Genomic DNA, 20,951 nt, shown 5'->3' with positions numbered 1-20,951 from the left:
TCGTCAATGCATCGGCAGGCCGTTTAGTTCGTGATTGCGAAACGCATGAATCCAAATCGATGTCACGAGCATGCTGTCGATGAAGGCGTTCGCCTTGATGGGCGGATGGGGGTCGGCCTGCGCGTTTGGTTCGCAGCCACGTACCTTTCCTCAGGAATCGACCGGTATGCGTATAGGCCCTCGCAACTGCTACCCTCCACGAATCGCGCTGAAGCAGTGTGCTGCGGCGAGCGTCTGCTGAAATGACAGAACGCCCGTCCGGGGCGCGGGATAGCCAGCATGGAGGCATGCCATGGCAGACGGATTGTGTGACATCTGTGGTGTCCGGCCTGCGACCGTTCGAGCGCAGGTGGCCAGCAACGGCCAGCGCCAGACCATGGAGCTCTGTGACGTCGATTACCGGCGTTTGGCGCGGCAGCAGCGGCCGAGTTCGCAGCTGGAGTCCCTCTTCGGCGGGCGCGGCAGCCTGTTCGACGACTTCTTCGGCGGCGACTTCTTCGGCGAGAGCCCGCGCAGCAGCGCAGGGAGACTTGCCGATGAGCCTTCCGACACCGGGGATGGCGGCACGCCCATTCCGGTCCGGTCCGGACGTGGACGCGGCCGCGGCGCGGCAGCAGGCGTGGCGGACCGTCTGAGCGAGCATGCTGAGGAGATCCTCCAATCGGCCGCTCAGCGGGCTGGCGACTTCGGCCGCCGCGAGGTCGACACCGAACATCTCCTGCTCGCTCTGACCGAAAGTGACGTCGTCCGCACCATCCTCGACCAGTTCAAGGTCTCGCTCGATGACCTGCGTAACCAGATCGTCCAGGAAAGCCCCCGGGGCGATTTCAATCCGGAGGAAGGCGGCGAGATCGGCGTCTCGCCCCGGGTGAAGAGCGCCCTCTCGCGCGCCTTCTCGGTCTCCGGCGAGTTCGGCCACTCCTATGTCGGCCCCGAGCACCTGCTCATCGGACTGGCCGAGGAAGGGGAAGGCATCGGACCCGATGTCCTGAACCGCTATGGCCTCACGCCGCAGGCCATCCGCCAACAGGTCACCAAGGTGGTCGGCCGCGGTGCCGAGGAAGGGCGGGTCGACACGCCCACCAACACGCCCAATCTCGACAAATACTCACGCGATCTCACCAAGCTGGCCCGTGAAGGCAAGCTCGATCCCGTGATCGGACGGGCGCAGGAGATCGAAACCGCCATCGAAGTCCTCGCACGGCGCAAGAAGAACAACCCAGTCCTCATCGGCGAGCCGGGTGTCGGCAAAACCGCCATTGTCGAAGGTCTTGCTCAGCGCATCGTTGCCGGCGAAGTGCCGGAGAGCCTGCGCGACAAGCGCCTCGTTGAACTCTCGATCAACTCCATGGTGGCCGGCTCCAAGTATCGCGGCGAGTTCGAGGAACGCGTTCAGCAGATCCTCAAGGAGGTCACCGAACGCGAGGACGAGCTGGTCCTGTTCATCGACGAGATCCACACCATCGTCGGCGCGGGCCAGGGCGGCGGCGAAGGCGGCCTCGACATCGCCAACGTGTTCAAGCCGGCGCTCGCCCGCGGCGAGCTCAACCTGATCGGCGCGACGACGCTCAACGAGTACCAGAAATACATCGAGAAGGACGCGGCCCTGGAGCGCCGCTTCCAGCCGGTCTTCGTGCCGGAGCCGACGGTTGCCCAGACCATCATGATCCTGCGCGGCCTGCGCGATACCCTGGAGGCGCACCACAAGGTCACGATCACGGACGAGGCCATCATTGCAGCGGCGGAGCTGTCCGACCGCTACATCACGGGACGCTTCCTGCCCGACAAGGCCATTGATCTGATCGATCAGGCCGCTGCGCGCGTAAAGATCTCGGCCACCGCCCGGCCCGTGGACGTGCAGGACATGGAGGCTGAGGTGCGTCAGCTCAAGCGCGAGCAGGATTACGCCTCGTCCCGCAAGCACTTCGATCGCGCCTCGGAAATCCAGGCCAGGCACGATGCCCGCAGCAAGGACCTCCAGGACGCGACCGAACGTTGGCGGCGGGAACGCGGCTCCGCCTCGACGGAAGTGCGCACCGAGCATATCGCACAGGTGGTGTCCAAGCTCACCGGCGTTCCGGTCAACGAGCTCACGAGCGAGGAGCGCCAGCGCCTCGTGAAGATGGAGGAGCGCCTGCACAAGCGCGTCATCGGCCAAGAGGAGGCGGTGAGAGCGGTCAGTGACGCCGTGCGCCTGGCGCGCGCTGGCCTGCGGGAGGGGCGCCGTCCCATCGCGACCTTCCTGTTCCTCGGCCCGACCGGCGTCGGCAAAACGGAGCTGGCGAAGGCTCTTGCTGAAACCGTCTTCGGCGAGGAGGACGCGATGATCCGCCTCGACATGTCGGAGTACATGGAACGCCACGCGGTCGCCCGCCTCATCGGTGCGCCTCCCGGCTATGTCGGCTACGAGGAAGGCGGACAGCTCACCGAGCGCGTGCGCCGGCGCCCCTACTCCGTCGTGCTGCTGGATGAGATCGAAAAGGCCCACCCGGATGTCTACAACGTGCTGTTGCAGGTGTTCGACGACGGGCGACTCACCGACGGCAAGGGCCGCGTGGTCGATTTCACCAACACCGTCATCATTGCGACGAGCAATCTCGGCTCTGATATCATTCAGCGCCATCTCAACCTGCGCGGCACGGCCGAAGACGATCAGGCCCGTCTCAAGCGCGAGCTGATGGACGTGCTGCGCGGCCATTTCAGGCCGGAATTCATCAATCGCATCGACGAGATCATCGTCTTCCATGCCCTGGCGCGCAGCGAGATCCGTTCCATCGTCGACCTCCAGCTCGAGCGGGTGAAACGCACCGCCCATGGCCAAGGCGTCGAGCTTGACATCGACGGCAGCCTTGTCGACCACCTGGCGGCCGCCGGCTTCCGGCCGGAGTTCGGAGCCCGCGAGCTGCGGCGCCTCATTCGCTCCGAGCTGGAGACCCAGCTTGCCCGCGCGATGCTGGCAAACGAGGTTCAGGAAGGTGACCGGGTACTCGCGCGCTGGGACGGAGACCAACAGAGGGTAGTGCTGGAGCCGCAACCCGCAGAAGCGCAAGCTGCGGAGCCGGCTGAGGGCGGCACAAAGGAAGAGCCTCGCAGCGCCGTCGAAGTCGAGCGGAAAGCACAGCGCGGAACGGGCAGCAGGGGACGCACGGCTGCCGAGTAGGAGGCGCCGGGGCCGAGCCCGGCAATAGGTCTGAAGCTGACCCAATACGATCGGATCGGCACCAAGAGCAGTATTGCGTGCGGGGATCACCTTTGGCGACGGGATCGCATGACAGGAGATCATGTAATGGCAGGCAATCGAGCGGTCACATATATCGCGCCTCGCAAGCTCGAGGTGAAAAGCTACGATTATCCGAAACTGGTCGGCCCCAAGGGGCAGAAATGTGATCACGGCGTCATTCTCAAGCTCATCACGACCAACATCTGCGGCAGCGATCTCCACATCTATCGCGGGCGTTTCCCGGCTCCCAGCGGCATGATCCTCGGGCACGAGAACACCGGCGAAGTCGTCGAGGTCGGCTCTCATGTGGAGTTCATCAAGAAGGGCGACATCGTATCGGTCCCGTTCAATGTCGCCTGCGGGAAGTGCCGCAACTGCAAGAACGGCCACACCGACACCTGCATGAATGCGAACGACGAGGTGGACTGCGGAGCCTATGGCTTCAATCTCGGCGGCTGGCAGGGCGGCCAGGCCGATTTCATGATGGTCCCATGGGCTGACTTCCAGCTCCTGCCGTTCCCCGACAAGGACCAGGCGATGGAGAAGATCAGGGATCTGACGCTTCTCTCCGACATCCTGCCGACTGGCTTTCACGGCTGTTTCACTGCAGGCGTCAGGCCAGGGTACACGGTCTATATCGCCGGTGCGGGCCCAGTCGGCCGCTGCGCTGCTGCTTCAGCCCAGCTGCTTGGGGCGGCAGTGATCATCGTCGGCGACAACAACAAGGAGCGCCTCGCGCTGGTGAAGAACGCCGGCTACGAGACCGTCGACACGTCGAAACCCGAACCCGTAGCGGACCAGATCGAAGCGATTCTCGGGGAGCGGGAGGTTGATGCCGGCGTCGATGCGGTGGGCTGGGAATGCCACGGCTACGGCCCCAATGCTCCCGAGGACCCGACCGCGGTTCTCAACACGCTCTTCCAAGTAGTGCGCGCCAACGGCGCCATGGGCATTCCGGGCATCTATACGTATGGCGACTCCCAGGCCCGGAATGAGGAGGAGAAGCAGGGCAAATATCCCATCGCGTTCGGCCAAGCGTGGATCAAGTCGCCTCACCTGACGGCTGGCCAGTGCCCCGTGATGCACTATCATCGCGAACTGATGATGGCGATCCTGAATGACCGGATGCCATACCTGACCCCACTCCTGAACACCCAGTTCATCTCCCTCGATCAGGCAGTCGAGGCCTATCAGGAGTTCGATCAGGGCGCGCCGGTGAAGTACGTCATCGATCCGCACGGCAGCGTGCCGAAAGCTTCATAGCGGCAGTACTCTGTGTTAGAGCCGCGACGGATTCATCCAATAAATGGCCCCATTGTTGAGTCGGCCCATTTTTAGGCTGCTGGACTGCAACCGTTACCGTCCGAGGCAGCACGCGCAGCCTGCGGGGTGGCGCATCAGTCTGCGTCCGGGGTCATCCGCGACGAAGGTGCGGTTCTGGACGGAAGCGGTGCCGGCGATCGTCGGTGCCTTCAGGATCGCGCGCGGTGCCGCAGCGCCGCAGATCGGACACGGGGACGAGTCGCTGAATTCCGCCATCGGCCGCAACACCGTGAACGGCCCGCATGCGTCACAGAGATATCCATAAAGCGGCATGGTCTTCGTCCCTCTCCTGCAGTTTCCGTGCGAGCAAGAGGCGGCGCGATCTGCAGTATCGGCGGGCAAATGCTGCGACATGCTCGTCCGTGATCGATAGGCTCGCAGAATTCCGGACGCCCTGATCCAGGTCAGGCTGGCCACATCGCGCGCAGGCCCCGGAACACGCATTGCCGATCACGGCTTTTCGCAATGGCGATCCGCGATCGGGCTGATGCGGATCAGTGTACCATTCGCAGCCTTTCCTAGTCTACAACGGCACGACAGCGGCAACCCACCTGGAGGCCCATGCGACACCATCCATTCGGACCGGGGGAAGCGCCCGGTTCCCGTCATCGGCCAGGGAACGTGGGACATCGACGAGGGCGATCGGGCCCTCGCCATTGCTGCCCAGCGCCGCGGCCATCGATCTCGGCATGACCCACATCGACACGGCGGAGATCTACGGCGATGCGGAGCCGCATCATGACCTTCCGCCCGCTCTACGACCGCGGTGTGGTGTGCCTGGTCAAGGCCGAGAAGAAGGACCGCGTCCACGACGCCATGCACGCCACCAAGGCCGCCGCGGGCGGTTGCCCTTCCCAGTGGATCCGGATCGGGTGCAGGCAAGCTTCGAGAACGGCGTGCTCACCGTGACCGTGCCGAAGACCGGGCAACAGGAGCGCTCCCGCCGCATCCAGGTGCAGGGCCGCAGCTCAGGTGGCCAGGCTTCTCAGGGCGGTCAGGGCGCGTCAGGCGGCACCGGTGATGGAGGCAGCCGAGGCGGACAAGGTGGCGCACCGGACAGCACACCGGGCGGCGCCAGCAGCTGAAGCCAGAGGATCACACATGAGGCAGCCATCCGACGAGGGGGGCCACCCCCGGGCCGAGCGAGACAACCCCCGCTCCACGATGCGAGCTGGCCACGCCCTGCGCGAGACCCGCGAGGCCTGGCCCGGCCTGAGCACCTACGAGCGTTTCGAGCAGGTCGTCTCGCTGGTGCTGACCGGCCTCATCGGGCTGGTGATCGCAGCCGCAGTGATCCACCTGAGCTTCCGCATCCTCATGCTGGTGCTGTCTGGACTGCTCGACCCGGCGGAGACGGGTGTGTTCCAGGCGGTCTTCGGCATGATCTTCACGGTGCTGATCGCCCTTGAGTTCAACCATTCGATCATCGGCGTCCTTCACCGCAAGGAAAGCATCGTGCAGGTGCGCACAGTAGTGCTGATCGCCCTGCTGGCGCTGGTGCGCAAGTTCATCATCCTGGATGCGAGCAAGACCGACCCGCTTACCATCCTCGGGCTGGCCGCGGCTATCCTGGCACTCGGCTCGGTCCATTGGCTCGTGCGCGACCAGGACAGGAAGGATGCCGCCGAGCAGGATCAGGCCCAAGGGACTGCCGACTAGGCCGGAGCAGCTCCTGAATTTCAGTGCCGCCACCCGGCCCGATCATCTCATACCGTGAAAAGCAAGGTGTCCCATGGCAGCCATTGATCCCCGCGATGAGCAGATGTTTCCGAAATTTCGGACTGCGGACATCGACCGCCTGCGTCGCTTCGGTGAGGTCCGACGTCATGTGACAGGTGAGCCGCTCTTTGTCACTGGCGATGTTGCTCCGGGTATGTTTGTCCTCATCACCGGCTCGGTCAGCGTCACCCGACGTGACCCATGGGGGCGTCTGTCACCCATCGTCGAGCTGGGACCCGGCGACTTTGTCGCCGAGGTGGGGCAGTTGTCAGGCCGGCCAGCGCTCGTCGATGCTCATGCCATCGACGGTGTGGAGGCGCTGCTCATTCCGCCCGAAAACCTGCGGGCCTTGATGATCGCCGAACCCGCATTGGGCGACAGGATCATGCGGGCGCTCATTCTCAGGCGCGTCGTGCTGATCGAGACGGGCGCAGGCGGCCCGGTCCTGATCGGTCCCGAAACCCATCCCGACGTGGTCCGTCTGCAAGGCTTCATGGCCCGCAATGGCTATCCATGCCAGGTGCTCGATCCCGCCCGCGACCGGGATGCGGCGACCCTCGTCGAGCGCTATGCGCCGGACCCGAAGGATCTCCCCCTCGCCGTCTGTCCCAAGGGGACAATTCTCAAGAACCCGACCGAGCGCGCTCTGGCGCAGGCGCTCGGCATGGTGCCCGTCGATGAGCCAGATCGAGCCTATGACGTTGCGATCGTCGGAGCGGGGCCCGCTGGTCTCTCGACGGCAGTTTACGCCGCGTCGGAGGGGTTGTCGGTCATCGTCCTGGATGCGGTTGCTTTTGGCGGCCAAGCCGGTGAGAGCGCCCGGATCGAGAACTATCTGGGGTTTCCCACCGGCATCCCCGGCCGGGAGCTTACGGCGCGCGCTTTCGTCCAGGCGCAGAAATTTGGCGCCGAGATGGTGATCCCGGCCGAAGCCGTCGGCCTCGATTGCTCGCAAATGCCATATGGGATTCAACTCGCTGACGGCCGGCGGGTCAAAGGCTCCACGGTGGTTGTGGCCTCGGGCGCCCGCTACCGGCGGCCTGACATTCCTCGCCTACGGGAGTTCGAGGGACGCGGCGTGTGGTACTGGGCCTCGCCCATCGAAGCGCGCCTGTGCCGGAACGAAGAGGTTGCCCTTGTGGGCGGCGGCAACTCTGCCGGGCAAGCGGCGGTGTTTCTGAGGGACTTTGCCGCGAAGGTGTGGATGTTGGTCCGAGGCCCCAGTCTCGCCGAGAGCATGTCGCAATACCTGATCGACAGGATTGCGGCTGCGGACAACATCGAAGTGCTGACCGAAACCGAGATCACCGCCCTCTCGGGTTCGCCGGAGGGGCAGCTTGAGCGCGTCCAGTGGCGCAACCGCGTCACCGGAGGGGAGACGGAGAAGCCCATCCGCAACGTTTTCATCTTCATCGGCGCAGATCCGGCAACGGGCTGGCTCAAGGACTGCGGCGTGGGCCTGGACGCCAAAGGCTTCGTTCGGACAGGTGCGGCTCTCACGGCCCCCGGCACGAAGGAAAAAAGCGGTTCAAGACGCCCCCTTCCGCTGGAAGCGGAAGTCGCCAATGTGTTTGCGGTCGGTGATGTTCGGGCGGGGTCGGTTAAGCGCGTCGGCGCCGCGATTGGTGAGGGAGCGGCGGCGGTAGCTCAGATCCACACCGTTCTCTCAAATTCATCTGTGCCGCCGCCTACGACAAGGGAGCGGAGAGCGCGAGGCCGATGAACGCCAGCTTGCCCCAGCTGATCGCACAGGCACAATTGCCGGGCCGTTGTGAATATGTCCAAAGGCCTCACATGAGACCATTGCGGCGCGTTTTATGGCGCTCCTCGATCAGGGGACGGCAAGTCTGCTCGATGGCCTTCACCGCCAGATCGAGCCGCCTCCTGAGAATGTCACCGTCCCCTTCGCCCCAGCCAATCGCCGCTTCCCATTGGTTGCGCCTCGCTTCCGCCGAGCCTGTCTGCTCTTGGCCGTAGGTGCGGATCAGGTTGTGGGCTGAGTCGATGACCTCGCTGTGAATGGCCCGGATCTCCTCGAAGGGCCGGGCGGCCTCCTCCCCGAAATAGGCCATGAAGCGGTACCGACTCGCTTGGAGCTCGGAAAACACCTGGCTCTCCTTGGTCAGGCGGTCAACGGGCGTGAAGATCTCGCCCCGTTCAAGCTCTTCGTCCACCGGTCCCCCTCCAGGGTGATCATCCTCCCCATCGTGGTAGTCATCCGAAGCGGGAAAGCGCGCCCATGTTAGGATGTCCCTGACCCGGTAGAACCCGGCTAGCACCTCCTCGGCGAGCTCAGTCTTGCGGCGGCCGACCATCTCGGTCCGCCAGGCATTGAGCCCGCGGACGCCGGCCCAGCCGGCGACGACGGCCGCTAGGCCTGTCATGAGATTGGCCAGCGCCGAGATCCAGTCAGGCGACAAGATCGCCTCCGTCAGGGACTAGGAAGAGGTGGCTCCAAAGCCACTTCGGTGCGACACCTCCAGGGGCCCCCAAGCTAGATGGCGTGGGATGGGAGCCGGGCAACCCGCCAGACTTCGGGAGACCGTGACAGCAACCCTATCACAGTACGGCCTGCCGGCCTCGTTGGGGGCGCATCACCAGCTTGCAAAAGAATCAATTTTGCTTCGAGAGCCTGCGGAGTTCACTTGGAAGAACACCGTAAGCCGCTTTGAAACGGCGGCCGAAATGGGTCATGTCCGAGAAGCCCCAGCTCGATGCGATCTCAGTCACGGTTCGATGAGCCTGAAGCGGGTCCTTCAGGGCCTTGTGGCAGCGGTCCAGCCGTCGGGATTGGACAAGACGGGCAATCGACGTGCCTTCTTGGGCAAGCAGCGCGTTCGCGTACCGTACGCTCACGCCGGCCGCAGTGGCAACCATCTCGGCATCGAGCCGGGGATCGGCGAGACGCGCCTCTATGGCGGCACGCACGTTTATCAGGGCCGATGCCTTGGCCGACGAAAGATACGGCCTCGGCCCCTCCTGCGTCTTCGCCAGAGAGATGGCCACGAGATCAAGCGTCTGATTTTTGACCGTCTCTATTGCGACCGTGCCCAACTGACCGGCGTAATCCGGCAGCATGGCCAGAAATGCGGAGGCCAAGCCGTGCTCCGCCTCCGCGGGTTTCATGGTCCGGGTGACCATGTCGGTGATTCTGCCGACACGGGCCTCCATGGAACGTCGGGGTGCCTTGAGAACCAGCAGCTTCACACCTGCCGAGAACTTGCCCTCATAGGGCAAGAGAGGGTCGAGCAGCGCCATGTCGCCTGCCTCCATGACAACCTCGCGACCCGCCTGCTCCAACACGAGCTGGCCCGAGATCAAGCGGCAGACAAAAGCCTCATCGCTCTGCATCCGAGCACAGTGATACCGTGTATGCGAAACCCTCATCGGCGCGGTCTTGAAGAGAACCAGGCCCAGGTCGGCCAAGGCACCGGCATGCAGTTCAGCCTGGAAGGTAGGGCGGCATTCAGGCGTGGCGTCATGAATGATCAGGTTCTTGCACGCGACATTGTGCCAGTAGTCAAATCGGTCGCGCGGATGAACCTGCGCCGTCGAGAAAAGCCTCTCCATCGTCTCTGACCCTGCGTCGTGTTGAATTAGCCGAGCACTCGTACCGTCCCAGCCGATCCGGGTGAGATTTTCTTACCTATAAAGCCGATAACTAGACGGCCCGCAACGACAGTATATCAGTCAAGCAATCGGTAGCTGCAACTGTATCCTGTTCAAGACTTTCGCCTGACTGGAAATGTAAGACTGAACTAAGGACATCGATCCTTCCATGTCGTCCCGTTTCTACTTCAACCTTACCAATGGGAGCCATTTCATTCACGACAGTGAAGGTTGCCAGTTGGAAGACATCAATTCCGCTGTCGCCTTTGCCAACAAGGCGATCAAGGAACTCCGGGCTGAGGCCTCGTTGCCGTCTGAAGTTTGGCAAAGGTGGGAAATGGAGATCCATAACAGCGCCGGCGAAGTGGTTTGGGTGGTCCCCCTGGAGCCTTTGCCCGTGAAGAAGTGCTCTTTGCATTAAGAGAGCTGTCTTCATCCCGAACCATTCAGTGCAGCCGATGTGACGATGGAAGTTGATGACGATCCCGTTGAGATTCAGGAAGTTGATCCGAGGAACGATGGCCTTGCCCGTGTCCTCAGATGGGTAGGATTGATTTTTGCGATTGGCATTCTCGCAGCGGCGGCGGCTATCGCGGTGGGCTAAAGGCTCCGTTGAACTGCGGACAAAGCGAGACAAGCTGTGACTAAGCGAAATGAGCAACGCGGGCACCATAGGCGGTCGTCAAACCTCAGCGCACAAGCGGTGTTCGGCGACCAATCCGCAGCTCTCGAATGCACTGTGCAGGACATCTCCGCCAGCGGAGCCAAGATTGCATTTGCAGCATCCGACAAGCTGCCACTGGAATTTGTGCTGGAGGTCCTAGCGTTAGACTTGAGAGTCAAGGCTCGCTTGGTACGGAGCCAAGGCAACTGTCATAGGGTCGAGTTCCATTGGGCGCAAAAACAGGGTGGTTGTGAGGACGCAGGTACACGGTTCGGTTTCATCCAGGCCATTTGGTCTAATCGACCCTCCGGCGGCAAACATAATCTTGTCCGCCAAACAATTGGGGGCATTTGTGCTCAAACCAGACCGTCTTCATGAACTCATTGCCATCAGAGCGGCTCTCGGACTCTCACAATCCGCGATGGCTCACCTTCTTGAATTGACCACCCGGGACTATCAGGCGTTCGAATGGGGCGAGTGTGAAATCCCAAATCTCTACATCCTGGCCGCCGAAAGGATCGCAATGGCCCACGCCGTCCTACACGGCGCCCCTATGAAGGCGCCTCCTGAGCTACGGGAAGAGGCTCTCGCCCTCACGAGGCTAACGGAATCCCAATTACCTGCCGAGCCATCTGCCTAATCGACAAGGGGCTACTATATCGGTCCGATATAGTAGCCCCATCCAATTGAGAACGCCTAAGTGCCGCCCAGCAGGAGCGCGCCACAGAGCATCAGCCCCGTCAGCCGGATGAGGATCTGCAGGAAAAGACTTTCGTTGGAAATTCCAGTAACACAATGATCCTTGATCCCCTCACGTTAGCCGCTGCCTTTGTGCTGCTCTCAGCCATGCTCGGCGTGCTCTTACTCTTCGCCTGGACGCACAACCGAAGAGTTCAGGCCCTCGGCTGGTGGGGAGCCACCTTCTGCCTGATCCCGGTCGGAATCGGAATGGCAAACTTCGGACAGAGCTTGCCGAGCCATCTCAATCTGCTCATGGCGAATGCCTTTGTGACCTTCGGCTATGGCGCCCTGTACGCTGGATGCAGGGCCTTCAACGGCCGCACAGGCTGGTTGCCCGCCATCGGCCTCGGACCCGCCCTCTGGATTGGGGCTCTCCCATTCATTTACGAGACATACAGCGCCAGACTTTTGCTCTTGTCCCTGGTTACCGGAGCATACGCAGCCCTGTCTGCCTGGGAGCTCGGGAAGCACGCTCCTCGGTGGCTGGCCTCCCAGCGAGCCGCGGTCCTCCTCCTGTCCATCCTCGTTGCCTTCAATGTTTTCCGCGGACTGCTTGGGCTGTCGCTGGGCTCGACCGTCTGGCTCAATGGCTTTGCCGCCCGGTGGTCCACGGAAATGGCGCTCTTTCTCGTGGTCTATGCCCCTGCGCTCGCCTTCATCTTCCTGTCCATGGCCAAGGAGCACCTCGAAGAGGCCCTGCGCGAGAGTGAGGAGCACCATCGCTCGTCTGTTGAGCTCAATCCGCAGATCCCGTGGACGGCCGATCCGCACGGCAATGTGCTCGACATGTCTCCGCGTTGGGGCGAGTTGACGGGAATGCCTCCGGAGGAGGCGCTTGGGCAAGGCTGGACCACGGCCCTGCACCCGGACGATGTCCCCATCGCAGCACAACACTGGTCGGATGCTGTAGTCAGCCGCAGTCTTGTCGATGTCGCGTACCGTCTGTGCTTTGCCGACGGGAGCTATCGCTGGTTCCGCGCCCGGGCCACGCCCCGGCTTGGAGAGGACGGCACCCTGATCCGCTGGTACGGCACGGTCGAGGATATCCACGATAAAAAGCTTGCCGAGGAGCGTCTCCGCTGGGCGGCCTATCATGACGATCTGACGGGCTTACCCAACCGCAGGCTTTTCTTTGAGTGCCTGCGCGAGGCGCTTGACAGCAGTTCGGGCCAACATCGCAGGATCGGTCTGCTGGTCCTGGATCTGGATCATCTCAAGCAGACCAATGACCGGTTCGGTCACGATGCCGGTGACGCTCTGTTGAAGGAATTCGGCCAGCGACTGCGACGCCTTGTACGCACCACCGATACAGTTGCGCGTCTGAGCGGTGACGAGTTCACCGTCGTCCTGTCGGATGTTGCCGGAGCGGATGGTGTTGCGGCGGTGGCTCAAGCCATTCTGGTCCGAATGCAAGAGCCCCTGACGCACAATGGCAAGACGTTGGATTGCCGCACCAGCATTGGAGGCGCCATCTCTGGCGAGCACAGTCTGATTGCAGAGGAGCTTCTGAAGCAGGCGGACCTTGCGCTGTATAGCTGCAAGGCAGCGGGCCGCGGCACGTTCGAGATGTTCAAGCCCCTTATGCGCGATGAGGCGCAGAAAACAGCCTCGGCTCTGGAAATCGCGCGCCGAGCGTTAGAGCATGATTGGATCGAGCCCTTCTACCAGCCGAAAGTGGAGCTAGGCTCAGGGAGGCTCGCCGGCTTTGAGGCGCTCCTGCGCTGGCGCCACCCCCGCATGGGGATCCAATTACCCGACACCCTTGCGCCCGCTTTTGATGACATGCAACTCGGGCTTGCCCTTGGTGCCCGCATGCTCGCCTGCGTGGCCAGCGACATACGTCGCTGGCTCGATGCAGGCCTTCCTGTTGGCAGAGTCTCACTCAATGCGTCCCCCGCCGATTTCCGTCGGGATGATTATGCCGAATGGACGCTCGAACGCCTTCGCGTGGCAGGCGTTCCGCCGAGCTGTTTTGGGTTGGAGATTACCGAAACTGTGTTTCTCGACCACAATGCTGAGAATGTTCTAAAAGCGCTCCATACCCTGAGCGAAGGGGGAATTTCCGTGGCGCTCGATGATTTCGGCACGGGCTACGCCTCGCTGTCGCACCTGAAGCGGTTCCCGGTCAACGTCATTAAGATCGACCGCTCGTTCGTGAGCGACGTGGAAACCGATGCGGGAAATGCCGCAATTGTCAAAGCGGTGCTGAGCCTTGGACAGAGCCTCCGCATCAGAGTGGTTGCCGAAGGCGTTGAAACCGCGTCGCAGGCGTCGTTTCTCCGGGAGCACGGCTGTGACGTGGGACAGGGCTACCATTTCGGGCGCCCCATGCCGGCGGGCGAGGCAGAGCACTTCCTGACATCATTGAAGCCTGACCCTCTAATCGCAAGGCCATGCGAACCTTGAAACCGTCTATCTCCGGGAAACCATCAGCCTGTAGCACCCGCTGTGCTGTTTGGGCGGCCGCCAAGCCAAATGCCTCAGATCTGCAAAAGGCAGCTCCGGGTCAAGCGAGAGCTTGCGCCAGATAAGGCGCCGTCCGGCTGCCCGATGCTTTTGCCACTTCGTCCGGCGGCCCCGATGCCACCACCCGCCCGCCCTCGTCACCGGCTCCCGGACCGAGATCCATGACCCAGTCGCTTCGCGCCGCGACACGCATGTCGTGCTCGACCACGATCACGGTATTGCCGGCTTCGACGAGCCCGTCGAGCTGGGAGATGAGCCTTTCCACATCGGCCGGGTGCAAGCCGGTGGTCGGCTCGTCGAGGACGTAGAGCGTGTCGCCGCGCTGGATCCGCTGCAGCTCCGTCGCAAGCTTGATCCGCTGCGCCTCCCCTCCGGACAATTCGGTCGCGGGTTGGCCAAGCCGCAGATAGCCCAAACCCACCTCGCGCACGATCGTGAGGGAGCGATGCAGATGCGGCTCGTCGGCGAAGAACTCCCAGGCCGCGTCGACCGTCATTCCGAGCACGTCGGCGATGGACCTATCCTGGTATTTGATCTTCAGCGTCTCGGCATTGTACCGCGCCCCATGACAGGTCGGGCAAGGTGCATAAACGCTCGGCAGGAACAGCAGCTCGACCATCACGAAGCCTTCGCCCTCGCAATGGGGACAGCGTCCCTTGGCGACGTTGAAGGAAAAGCGTCCCGCATCGTAGCGACGGGCGCGCGCCTGCCTGGTTGCGGCAAAGAGCTTGCGGACATGATCGAAAAGGCCGGTATAGGTGGCAAGATTCGAGCGCGGCGTGCGCCCGATCGGCTTCTGATCGACCCGCACCAGGCGCTTGATCCCTTTCATGCCGCCGACAATCCGGCCGCTGGCGGGGACGACCGCTGCCCGCTCGAGCTCCTCCCCCTCTTCCTCCTGCGCGGGGATGTCATGGCCGAGATGCTCCGCGACCAGTTCGACCAGGGCCTGGCTGACCAGGCTCGACTTGCCGGAGCCGGACACTCCCGTGACACTCGTGAACACGCCCAAGGGAAACGCGACATCGAGCCCGTCCAGGTTGTTGCGCGTGATGCCGGCGAGGCGCAGCCAGTCTTTCGGCGCGCGCGGCTCCCGAGGCGGGAGAGGGCTTTCGCCGAACAGGAAGCGCCGTGTCTGCGAGGCCTCGACCTGTCCGAGCCCGTCCGGTGGGCCGCTATAGAGCACGAAGCCGCCCTGCTCGCCGGCGCCCGGACCGACATCGACGATCCAGTCGGCGTGACGGATCACGTCGAGATTGTGCTCGACCACGAACTGCGAATTCCCGGACGCCTTCAGCTGCCCAAGCGCATTCAGCAGCGCCTCGGTATCGGCGGGATGAAGCCCGGCCGACGGCTCGTCGAGCACATAGACCACACCGAACAGGTTCGAGCGCACCTGGGTGGCGAGCCGCAGCCGCTGGAGCTCGCCGGGCGAAAGCGTCGGGGTGCTGCGATCGATGGCGAGATAGCCGAGCCCGAGATCGAGCATGACGCTGAGCCGGGCGACAAGATCCTGCGCGATGCGCTGCACGACCACCGCCTTTTCCGGATGCTCCGCCTCGATCTTCGACCTTCGTGAGGCCGTCCCGTCCGCATAGGGGCGAAAGATGTCGGAGAGGCGGGCGAGCGGCAGGCCGGAGATGTCGGCGATGTCCAGCCCCGCGAACTTGACGGACAGGGACTCTTGCCGAAGGCGCTTGCCGTGGCAGAGGGGGCATTCGGTGCTCACCATGTATTGCGCCACGCGCCGCTTCATCAGCGGGCTTTGCGTATTGGCGAAGGTGTGCAGCACGTGGCGCTTGGCGCTCGTGAACGTTCCCTGATAGGCGGGCTCTTCCTTGCGTTTGAGCGCGCGCCGAACCTCCTGCTGCGTATATCCCGGATAGACCGGAACGGTCGGCTGCTCGTCCGTGAAGAGCAGCCAGGTGCGGTCCTTCTTGGGCAGATCCTTCCAGGGACGATCGACGTCGAAGCCGAGCGTGGTCGCGATGTCGCGAAGATTCTGGCCATGCCAGGCGGTCGGCCAGGCGGCGATGGCACGCTCGCGGATCGTCAGCGAGTCGTCCGGCACCATCGATTGCTCGGTGACCTCATAGACCCGGCCGAGGCCATGGCATCGGGGACAGGCCCCCTCCGGGGTATTGGGCGAGAACGACTCGGCATAGAGGATCGCCTGGCCGCGCGGATAGTCTCCGGCGCGGGAATAAAGCATGCGCAAGAGGTTGGACAAGGTCGTGACACTGCCCACGGAGGAGCGCGTGGTCGGCGAGCCGCGCTGCTGCTGCAGCGCGACGGCAGGCGGCAGGCCATCGACGTCGTCCACATCGGGGACGGGCATCTGATGGAACAGTCGCCTCGCATAGGGTGACACCGACTCGAGATATCGCCGTTGCGCCTCGGCATAAAGGGTTCCGAAGGCGAGCGACGACTTTCCGGAACCGGAGACGCCCGTAAACACCACCAGGGCGTCGCGAGGAATGTCGAGATCGATATTCTTGAGATTGTGCTCGCGGGCCCCGCGGACGCGGACAAAGCCGGTTCCTTCCCGCATGGCCGTCGGAGATCGGAACTTGCTGTTCTTTGGCATTGCGGGACTCGGCGAGATATCGGATCCGCGATGATCTAGGGTGATCCGACGCTCCCGCCAGAGGAACAGCTTCCAACTCCGCGTGGGGGAACCGTCAAGAGCATGCTTGCCGGAAACAGGCCCTGTCGTTCAGCGCCAGGACTGTCATGGAGTCCGTGTTGCGCACAAGGCATATGATCCCGAACCGGATCACGTCCGCCTCGGGTCACGCACTGAATCGGAACGTCCGGTTACGTGAGAATTGCTGCCTTCGAGCTTAGATCTCAGGAGTGCCACGAGCTGACATTGGCCAGCCACACTCGGATAGCTGAGGAACAGCCCCACGGCGGACATCAGCTTAACGGTCGCTTCTGGCTTTCGCGCTTAAACAAATCCCGTCATCGCGTGCGGCACATACGACTCTTCCAGTTCCATGACCTCCTCATGCGTCAGCTTAAGAGACAAGGCGGCCACCGCATCCTCCAGATGCTGGGGCTTTGAGGCGCCGACGATGGGCGCGGTCACCACCGGCTTGTGCAGCAGCCAAGCCAGTGCAACCTGCGCCCGCGGAACACCGCGCCGACCTGCAATCTCGGCCACCCGCTCCACGACCTTGCGATCGGCCTCGGCTGTTTTGGCATACAGCGACTTGCCGAACTCGTCCGTCTCCGAGCGGGCGCTGCTCTCATCCCAGTCACGGGTGAGACGGCCGCGGGCCAGCGGACTCCAGGGGATGACGCCAATTCCTTCCGCATGACACAGACGCAGCATCTCCCGCTCTTCCTCGCGGTAGAGGAGATTGTAGTAGTTCTGCATCGACACAAACCGTGTCCAGTCGTTCAGATCAGCGGTGTACAGTGCCTTGGCGAATTGCCAAGCATACATCGATGAGGCTCCGATGTACCGCGCCTTGCCAGCCTTGACGACGTCATGCAGGGCTTCAAGCGTTTCCTCGATAGGAGTTGCGTAATCCCAGCGATGGATCTGGTAGAGATCGATATAGTCGGTGCCGAGCCGGCGCAGGCTGTTGTCGATCTCGGTCATGATCGCAAGGCGTGATGAGCCGGCACCGTTCGGCCCTGGGCGCATGCGCCCGTGCACCTTTGTGGCGATCACGACCTCCTCGCGTCTGGCGAAATCCTTGAGTGCCCGGCCGACGATCTCTTCGCTCGTACCGTCGGAATAGACGTTGGCGGTATCGAAGAACGTGATGCCGAGCTCCAGCGCACGTTTGATGAAGGGACGGCTCTGCTCCTCGTCGAGGGTCCAGGGATGGTTGCCGCGATCGGGCGTTCCGTACGTCATGCAGCCGAGACAGAGTCGAGAGACCTCAAGGCCTGAGCGGCCAAGCTTCACATAATCCATAGTGTAGGTCTCCTCGCTTGCATTGTGATTCTGCCGGACCGCCGCTTGAACAGGCCCGACCGAAGGTGTTGGTGAGGCCATGTGCCCGGCTTCGCCCTAATCTATGGGGTTATATCGCTCACTCCGTTGGTCGCCCAGCACGCGATCAGTCGTCAGCGCGCACATCGAACAGATCTGGGAATTGCCGAGGCTGCGAGCGCAAGTACTGGTTCGGGGCCTTGACGGCAGCACCGAAATGCGCGGCCGCGTGCCAAGGCCAACGGGGATCGTAGAGGATGGCACGAGCCAGAGCGATCAGGTCGGCATCGCCCGTGCTGAGGATGGCTTCCGCCTGCACAAAGTCAGTGATGAGTCCCACTGCGATTACCGGCATTGTGGTGGCTGCCTTGACCGCACGGGCGAGCGGGATCTGGTAACTCGGGCCCACCGGGATCTGCTGCGCCGAACTGAGCCCGCCACTCGAGACGTGGAGCGCACTGCATCCGCGGGCCTCAAGCTCTTTCGCAAACACGACGGTCTCCTCGATGGTCCAGCCACCCTCAGTCCAATCGGTGCCCGACACACGCACCGTTACGGGGCGTTCCGCTGGAAACGCAGCCCGAACGGCATCGAATACCTCAAGCGGGAAGCGCATCCGGTTCTCTAGGGAACCACCGTAGGTATCCTCACGCCGGTTGGACAAAGGCGATAGGAACTGGTGGAGCAGGTAACCATGGGCCGCATGGACCTGAACGGCACCGATGCCGAGCCTGGCCGCACGCCTTGCCGCATCAGCAAAGGCATTGCGCACCCGGGCCAGCCCGTCCTGATCCAGTGCCGTGGGAGAGACCTCCGCAACGTCGTGCGGGATGGCCGAGGGTGCTTGGGTTTGCCATCCGTTTGGATGATCGGGCGGGATCTGTTTGCCCCCTCGCCATGGCACCTCGGTGGAAGCCTTCCGCCCGGCGTGGCCCAGTTGAATGGCAATTGGCATATCGGACCAGCGGCGGATGCTGTCCAGAACACGCTGCATGGCCGCTTCGCATTCGTCTGAATAGAGGCCAACATCGGCGTAGGTGATCCGCCCCTCAGGCTCGACAGCCGTTGCCTCAATGGTGAGCAGCGCGGCACCCGAGAGCGCGAGCTGACCCAGATGGATCAGGTGCCAGTCGGTCATACATCCGTTCTCGGCCGAGTACTGGCACATGGGTGCGATTACGATGCGATTAGCGAGTTCGAGATCTCCCACCTGGAAAGGCGTGAACAGTTTTGCGCGTGTCATCGGCTGCCTCTCAGGTGCTAGGTGAGCTCAAGCCTCACGGCTGTCCTCCGCAGAAACGTGCGACTGGCCGAAAAGGTCTGATTTGAGTGTCATCGAAGTGAATGATCCTCTCAGCGCGAGTTTCCCTTTTGTCTCTTCGTCACCACGTCGAACGTCCGGGCAGGGTCAAGTTGGGAAGTTCGGGCCTACCAGATAAAGGTCCGCTCAACGCGCGAGAACAGACCTTTATTGCTTCGTCACTGGCCGTACTTTGGCAACACTACGAACAAGCTGGGAGTAGACGGAGGGTAGGCTTTGAGCGACTCACTTCGTCTTTCCCGCTCCTTAGGTCGGCTCGACCTTTTCGGATTTGAGCGCGTCCAGACCGCCTCAACGTTTGGCTACCTGGAGCAAAACGGCTCAAAGGGCGATTGCCGGTAACCCTTTGATATTGGTGGTGAGCGCGCTGGGACTCGAACCCAGGACCCTCTGATTAAAAGTCAGATGCTCTACCGGCTGAGCTACGCGCTCCCAGAGGTGAGCCCGGAGATAGGGGGTCTCGGGGCCCGGGTCAATCGAAAAGCCCTCCCCGTGGAGCTAATTCCTCAGCTTCGGGTGCCAAGGGGCGCTGCCGAGGCGAGCCCAGCCGCCTCGGGGGTCTGGAGATCAAGAGGCCCGGTCCGCCGGCGAAATGCGGCGTCGGAGCCACCTGCGCGAGGAGGCGGCCCTACCCCTCGGCGACCATGGCGATGTTGTCGGCGTGGTGACCGATTTCCGCCTTGCTGTCGCGCTCGCCCCTTGCCCAGCCCTCCTTGACCTCGCCCACGTAATCCTCGAGCCGGCCCTCGGCGATGGCCTTGCGCAGGCCGGCCATGAGGTCCTGGTAATAGGCCAGGTTGTTCCAGGTCAGCAGCATCATTCCCAAAATCTCGTTCGAACGGACGAGATGATGCAGATAGGCGCGGGAATAGGTGTTGGAAGCCGTGCATTTCGAGCTTTCGTCGAGCGGGCTCGTATCCTCGGCGAAGCGCGCGTTGCGCAGGTTCATGCGGCCGTTGCGGGTGAAGACCTGGCCGTGGCGCCCGGCGCGGGTGGGCATGACGCAGTCGAACATGTCGACACCCCGGCGCACCGCCTCGACGATGTCGTCCGGCGTGCCCACGCCCATGAGATAGCGCGGCTTTTCCTTCGGCATATGCGGCTCGACCGTCTCGATCATGCGCAGCATCACCTCCTGCGGCTCGCCCACCGCCAGACCGCCGATGGCGTAACCCTTGAGATCGAGACCGGCGAGCTCCTTCGCGCTCTCGACGCGCAGCCGCTCGACCGCGCCGCCCTGGACGATGCCGAACATGGCCTTGCCCGGCTGCTCGCCGAAGGCGATGCGGCAGCGTTCCGCCCAGCGCAGGGACAGGCGCATCGCCTTCTCGGCCACCTCGTCAGTGCACGGCAGCTTCACGCATTCGTCGAGCTGCATCTGGATGTCGGAGCCGAGCAGGCCCTGGATCTCGATGGAGCGCTCGGGCGTCAGCACATGGGTCGAGCCGTCGATATGGGACTGGAAGGTGACGCCTGTCTCGTCGATCTTGCGCAGGGCCGACAGGGACATGACCTGGAAGCCTCCGGAATCGGTGAGGATCGGATAGGGCCAATTCATGAACTGATGCAGCCCGCCGAGCTTGGCCACCCGCTCCGCCCCGGGGCGGAGCATGAGATGATAGGTGTTGCCGAGCACCACATCGGCGCCGAGCGCCTTCACCTGATCGGGATACATGGCCTTCACGGTGGCGGCCGTGCCGACGGGCATGAAGGCCGGTGTGCGGATGACCCCGCGGGGCATGCGGATCTCGCCTGTCCGCGCCGCGCCGTCGGTCTTGTTGACGGTGAAGGTGAAGGTCTCGGTGGTCATTCATACCTCGTCATGTCATTCCCGGCCGAAGCGTAGCGGAGGGGAAGGGGATCCATGGATCCGCAACACCTGTCAATGGATCCCCTTCCCGCGCGTTCCGCGCGCCGGGGATGACAAGGAATAGGACGA

The 20,951-nt window shown here is 63.0% G+C and carries 15 protein-coding genes, 1 tRNA gene and 1 pseudogene; 8 read left to right on the top strand and 9 right to left on the bottom strand.

All coding sequences use genetic code 11. The features are described 5' to 3' along the window. The first annotated feature begins 292 nt into the window (after positions 1 to 292). Together BB934_RS22080 and BB934_RS22075 are read left to right on the top strand one after the other, a co-directional pair. Positions 293 to 3,160, top strand: coding sequence for an ATP-dependent Clp protease ATP-binding subunit (locus BB934_RS22080; protein WP_099511540.1), 2,868 nt, complete (start codon positions 293 to 295; stop codon positions 3,158 to 3,160). A 126-nt stretch (positions 3,161 to 3,286) separates the two neighbouring features. Further along, positions 3,287 to 4,483, top strand: coding sequence for a glutathione-independent formaldehyde dehydrogenase (locus tag BB934_RS22075; protein WP_210422115.1), 1,197 nt, complete (start codon positions 3,287 to 3,289; stop codon positions 4,481 to 4,483). A gap of 93 nt (positions 4,484 to 4,576) precedes the next feature. Here BB934_RS22075 and BB934_RS50985 read toward each other — a convergent pair whose 3' ends face one another. Then, complete coding sequence (locus BB934_RS50985) at positions 4,577 to 4,816, bottom strand: FmdB family zinc ribbon protein (RefSeq protein WP_099511538.1); 240 nt, start codon at positions 4,814 to 4,816, stop codon at positions 4,577 to 4,579. Between the two features lie 288 nt (positions 4,817 to 5,104). Between BB934_RS50985 and BB934_RS49230 the strand changes: the two are divergent. From BB934_RS49230 to BB934_RS22055, 4 genes and pseudogenes are all read left to right on the top strand, one after another. After that, positions 5,105 to 5,277 (top strand): annotated as a pseudogene (locus BB934_RS49230) (aldo/keto reductase); the annotation flags it as partial. A 39-nt stretch (positions 5,278 to 5,316) separates the two neighbouring features. Continuing rightward, on the top strand, positions 5,317 to 5,628 hold the full coding sequence (locus BB934_RS22065; protein ID WP_237050357.1) for an Hsp20/alpha crystallin family protein: 312 nt from the start codon (positions 5,317 to 5,319) through the stop codon (positions 5,626 to 5,628). 79 nt (positions 5,629 to 5,707) lie between these two features. After that, the gene (locus BB934_RS22060; protein WP_173909521.1) at positions 5,708 to 6,202 is read left to right on the top strand and encodes a phosphate-starvation-inducible PsiE family protein; all 495 of its coding nucleotides are present in this window, start codon (positions 5,708 to 5,710) and stop codon (positions 6,200 to 6,202) included. 73 nt (positions 6,203 to 6,275) lie between these two features. Further along, on the top strand, positions 6,276 to 7,985 hold the full coding sequence (locus BB934_RS22055; RefSeq protein WP_099511536.1) for an FAD-dependent oxidoreductase: 1,710 nt from the start codon (positions 6,276 to 6,278) through the stop codon (positions 7,983 to 7,985). Positions 7,986 to 8,052: 67 nt separating this feature from the next. Here the strand turns inward: BB934_RS22055 and BB934_RS22050 are convergent, their stop codons facing one another. From BB934_RS22050 to BB934_RS51445, 3 genes are all read right to left on the bottom strand, one after another. Further along, positions 8,053 to 8,682 carry a hypothetical protein gene (locus BB934_RS22050; protein WP_099511535.1) on the bottom strand — a complete coding sequence of 210 codons (630 nt, stop codon included), beginning with the start codon at positions 8,680 to 8,682 and terminating at the stop codon, positions 8,053 to 8,055. Positions 8,683 to 8,875: 193 nt separating this feature from the next. Further along, positions 8,876 to 9,832 carry an AraC-like ligand-binding domain-containing protein gene (locus tag BB934_RS22045; protein WP_099511534.1) on the bottom strand — a complete coding sequence of 319 codons (957 nt, stop codon included), beginning with the start codon at positions 9,830 to 9,832 and terminating at the stop codon, positions 8,876 to 8,878. 91 nt (positions 9,833 to 9,923) lie between these two features. Next, positions 9,924 to 10,532: a hypothetical protein gene (locus tag BB934_RS51445; protein ID WP_162299125.1), complete on the bottom strand. Its 609-nt coding sequence runs from the start codon at positions 10,530 to 10,532 to the stop codon at positions 9,924 to 9,926. On the opposite strand from BB934_RS51445, the gene BB934_RS50970 reads away from it, so the two are divergent. Together BB934_RS50970 and BB934_RS22025 are read left to right on the top strand one after the other, a co-directional pair. Beyond that, complete coding sequence (locus tag BB934_RS50970) at positions 10,512 to 10,913, top strand: PilZ domain-containing protein (protein WP_099511532.1); 402 nt, start codon at positions 10,512 to 10,514, stop codon at positions 10,911 to 10,913. The genes BB934_RS51445 and BB934_RS50970 overlap by 21 nt on opposite strands. 417 nt (positions 10,914 to 11,330) lie before the next feature. Continuing rightward, positions 11,331 to 13,682, top strand: coding sequence for an EAL domain-containing protein (locus tag BB934_RS22025; protein ID WP_099511530.1), 2,352 nt, complete (start codon positions 11,331 to 11,333; stop codon positions 13,680 to 13,682). 100 nt (positions 13,683 to 13,782) lie between these two features. Here the strand turns inward: BB934_RS22025 and BB934_RS22020 are convergent, their stop codons facing one another. The 5 genes from BB934_RS22020 to tgt all read right to left on the bottom strand — a co-directional run bounded on the left by BB934_RS22020 (position 13,783) and on the right by tgt (position 20,822). Beyond that, the gene (locus BB934_RS22020; protein WP_099511529.1) at positions 13,783 to 16,329 is read right to left on the bottom strand and encodes an excinuclease ABC subunit UvrA; all 2,547 of its coding nucleotides are present in this window, start codon (positions 16,327 to 16,329) and stop codon (positions 13,783 to 13,785) included. A gap of 363 nt (positions 16,330 to 16,692) precedes the next feature. After that, complete coding sequence (locus BB934_RS22015) at positions 16,693 to 17,673, bottom strand: aldo/keto reductase (protein ID WP_099511528.1); 981 nt, start codon at positions 17,671 to 17,673, stop codon at positions 16,693 to 16,695. 145 nt (positions 17,674 to 17,818) lie between these two features. Then, on the bottom strand, positions 17,819 to 18,934 hold the full coding sequence (locus BB934_RS22010; protein ID WP_099511527.1) for an NADH:flavin oxidoreductase/NADH oxidase: 1,116 nt from the start codon (positions 18,932 to 18,934) through the stop codon (positions 17,819 to 17,821). Positions 18,935 to 19,368: 434 nt separating this feature from the next. Continuing rightward, positions 19,369 to 19,444, bottom strand: a tRNA-Lys gene (locus BB934_RS22005). A 196-nt stretch (positions 19,445 to 19,640) separates the two neighbouring features. Further along, positions 19,641 to 20,822: a tRNA guanosine(34) transglycosylase Tgt gene (tgt, locus tag BB934_RS22000; protein ID WP_099511526.1), complete on the bottom strand. Its 1,182-nt coding sequence runs from the start codon at positions 20,820 to 20,822 to the stop codon at positions 19,641 to 19,643. Between the last annotated feature and the right edge of the window lie 129 nt (positions 20,823 to 20,951).

The sequence above is a fragment of the Microvirga ossetica genome, assembly GCF_002741015.1.
Taxonomy (GTDB): Bacteria; Pseudomonadota; Alphaproteobacteria; order Rhizobiales; family Beijerinckiaceae; genus Microvirga; species Microvirga ossetica.
Note: the sequence above shows the minus strand (reverse complement) of the source record. Positions and strands in the feature narration are given on the sequence as shown.

Bases quoted from the DNA above. Each gene is read 5' to 3' on its own strand.
- BB934_RS22080 (WP_099511540.1), top strand. From the start codon at position 293: ATGGCAGACGGATTGTGTGACATCTGTGGTGTCCGGCCTGCGACCGTT.
- BB934_RS22075 (WP_210422115.1), top strand. From the start codon at position 3,287: ATGGCAGGCAATCGAGCGGTCACATATATCGCGCCTCGCAAGCTCGAG.
- BB934_RS50985 (WP_099511538.1), bottom strand. From the start codon at position 4,816: ATGCCGCTTTATGGATATCTCTGTGACGCATGCGGGCCGTTCACGGTG.
- BB934_RS22060 (WP_173909521.1), top strand. From the start codon at position 5,708: ATGCGAGCTGGCCACGCCCTGCGCGAGACCCGCGAGGCCTGGCCCGGC.
- BB934_RS22055 (WP_099511536.1), top strand. From the start codon at position 6,276: ATGGCAGCCATTGATCCCCGCGATGAGCAGATGTTTCCGAAATTTCGG.
- BB934_RS22045 (WP_099511534.1), bottom strand. From the start codon at position 9,832: ATGGAGAGGCTTTTCTCGACGGCGCAGGTTCATCCGCGCGACCGATTT.
- BB934_RS22025 (WP_099511530.1), top strand. From the start codon at position 11,331: ATGATCCTTGATCCCCTCACGTTAGCCGCTGCCTTTGTGCTGCTCTCA.
- BB934_RS22020 (WP_099511529.1), bottom strand. From the start codon at position 16,329: ATGCCAAAGAACAGCAAGTTCCGATCTCCGACGGCCATGCGGGAAGGA.
- BB934_RS22015 (WP_099511528.1), bottom strand. From the start codon at position 17,673: ATGGATTATGTGAAGCTTGGCCGCTCAGGCCTTGAGGTCTCTCGACTC.
- BB934_RS22010 (WP_099511527.1), bottom strand. From the start codon at position 18,934: ATGACACGCGCAAAACTGTTCACGCCTTTCCAGGTGGGAGATCTCGAA.
- tgt (WP_099511526.1), bottom strand. From the start codon at position 20,822: ATGACCACCGAGACCTTCACCTTCACCGTCAACAAGACCGACGGCGCG.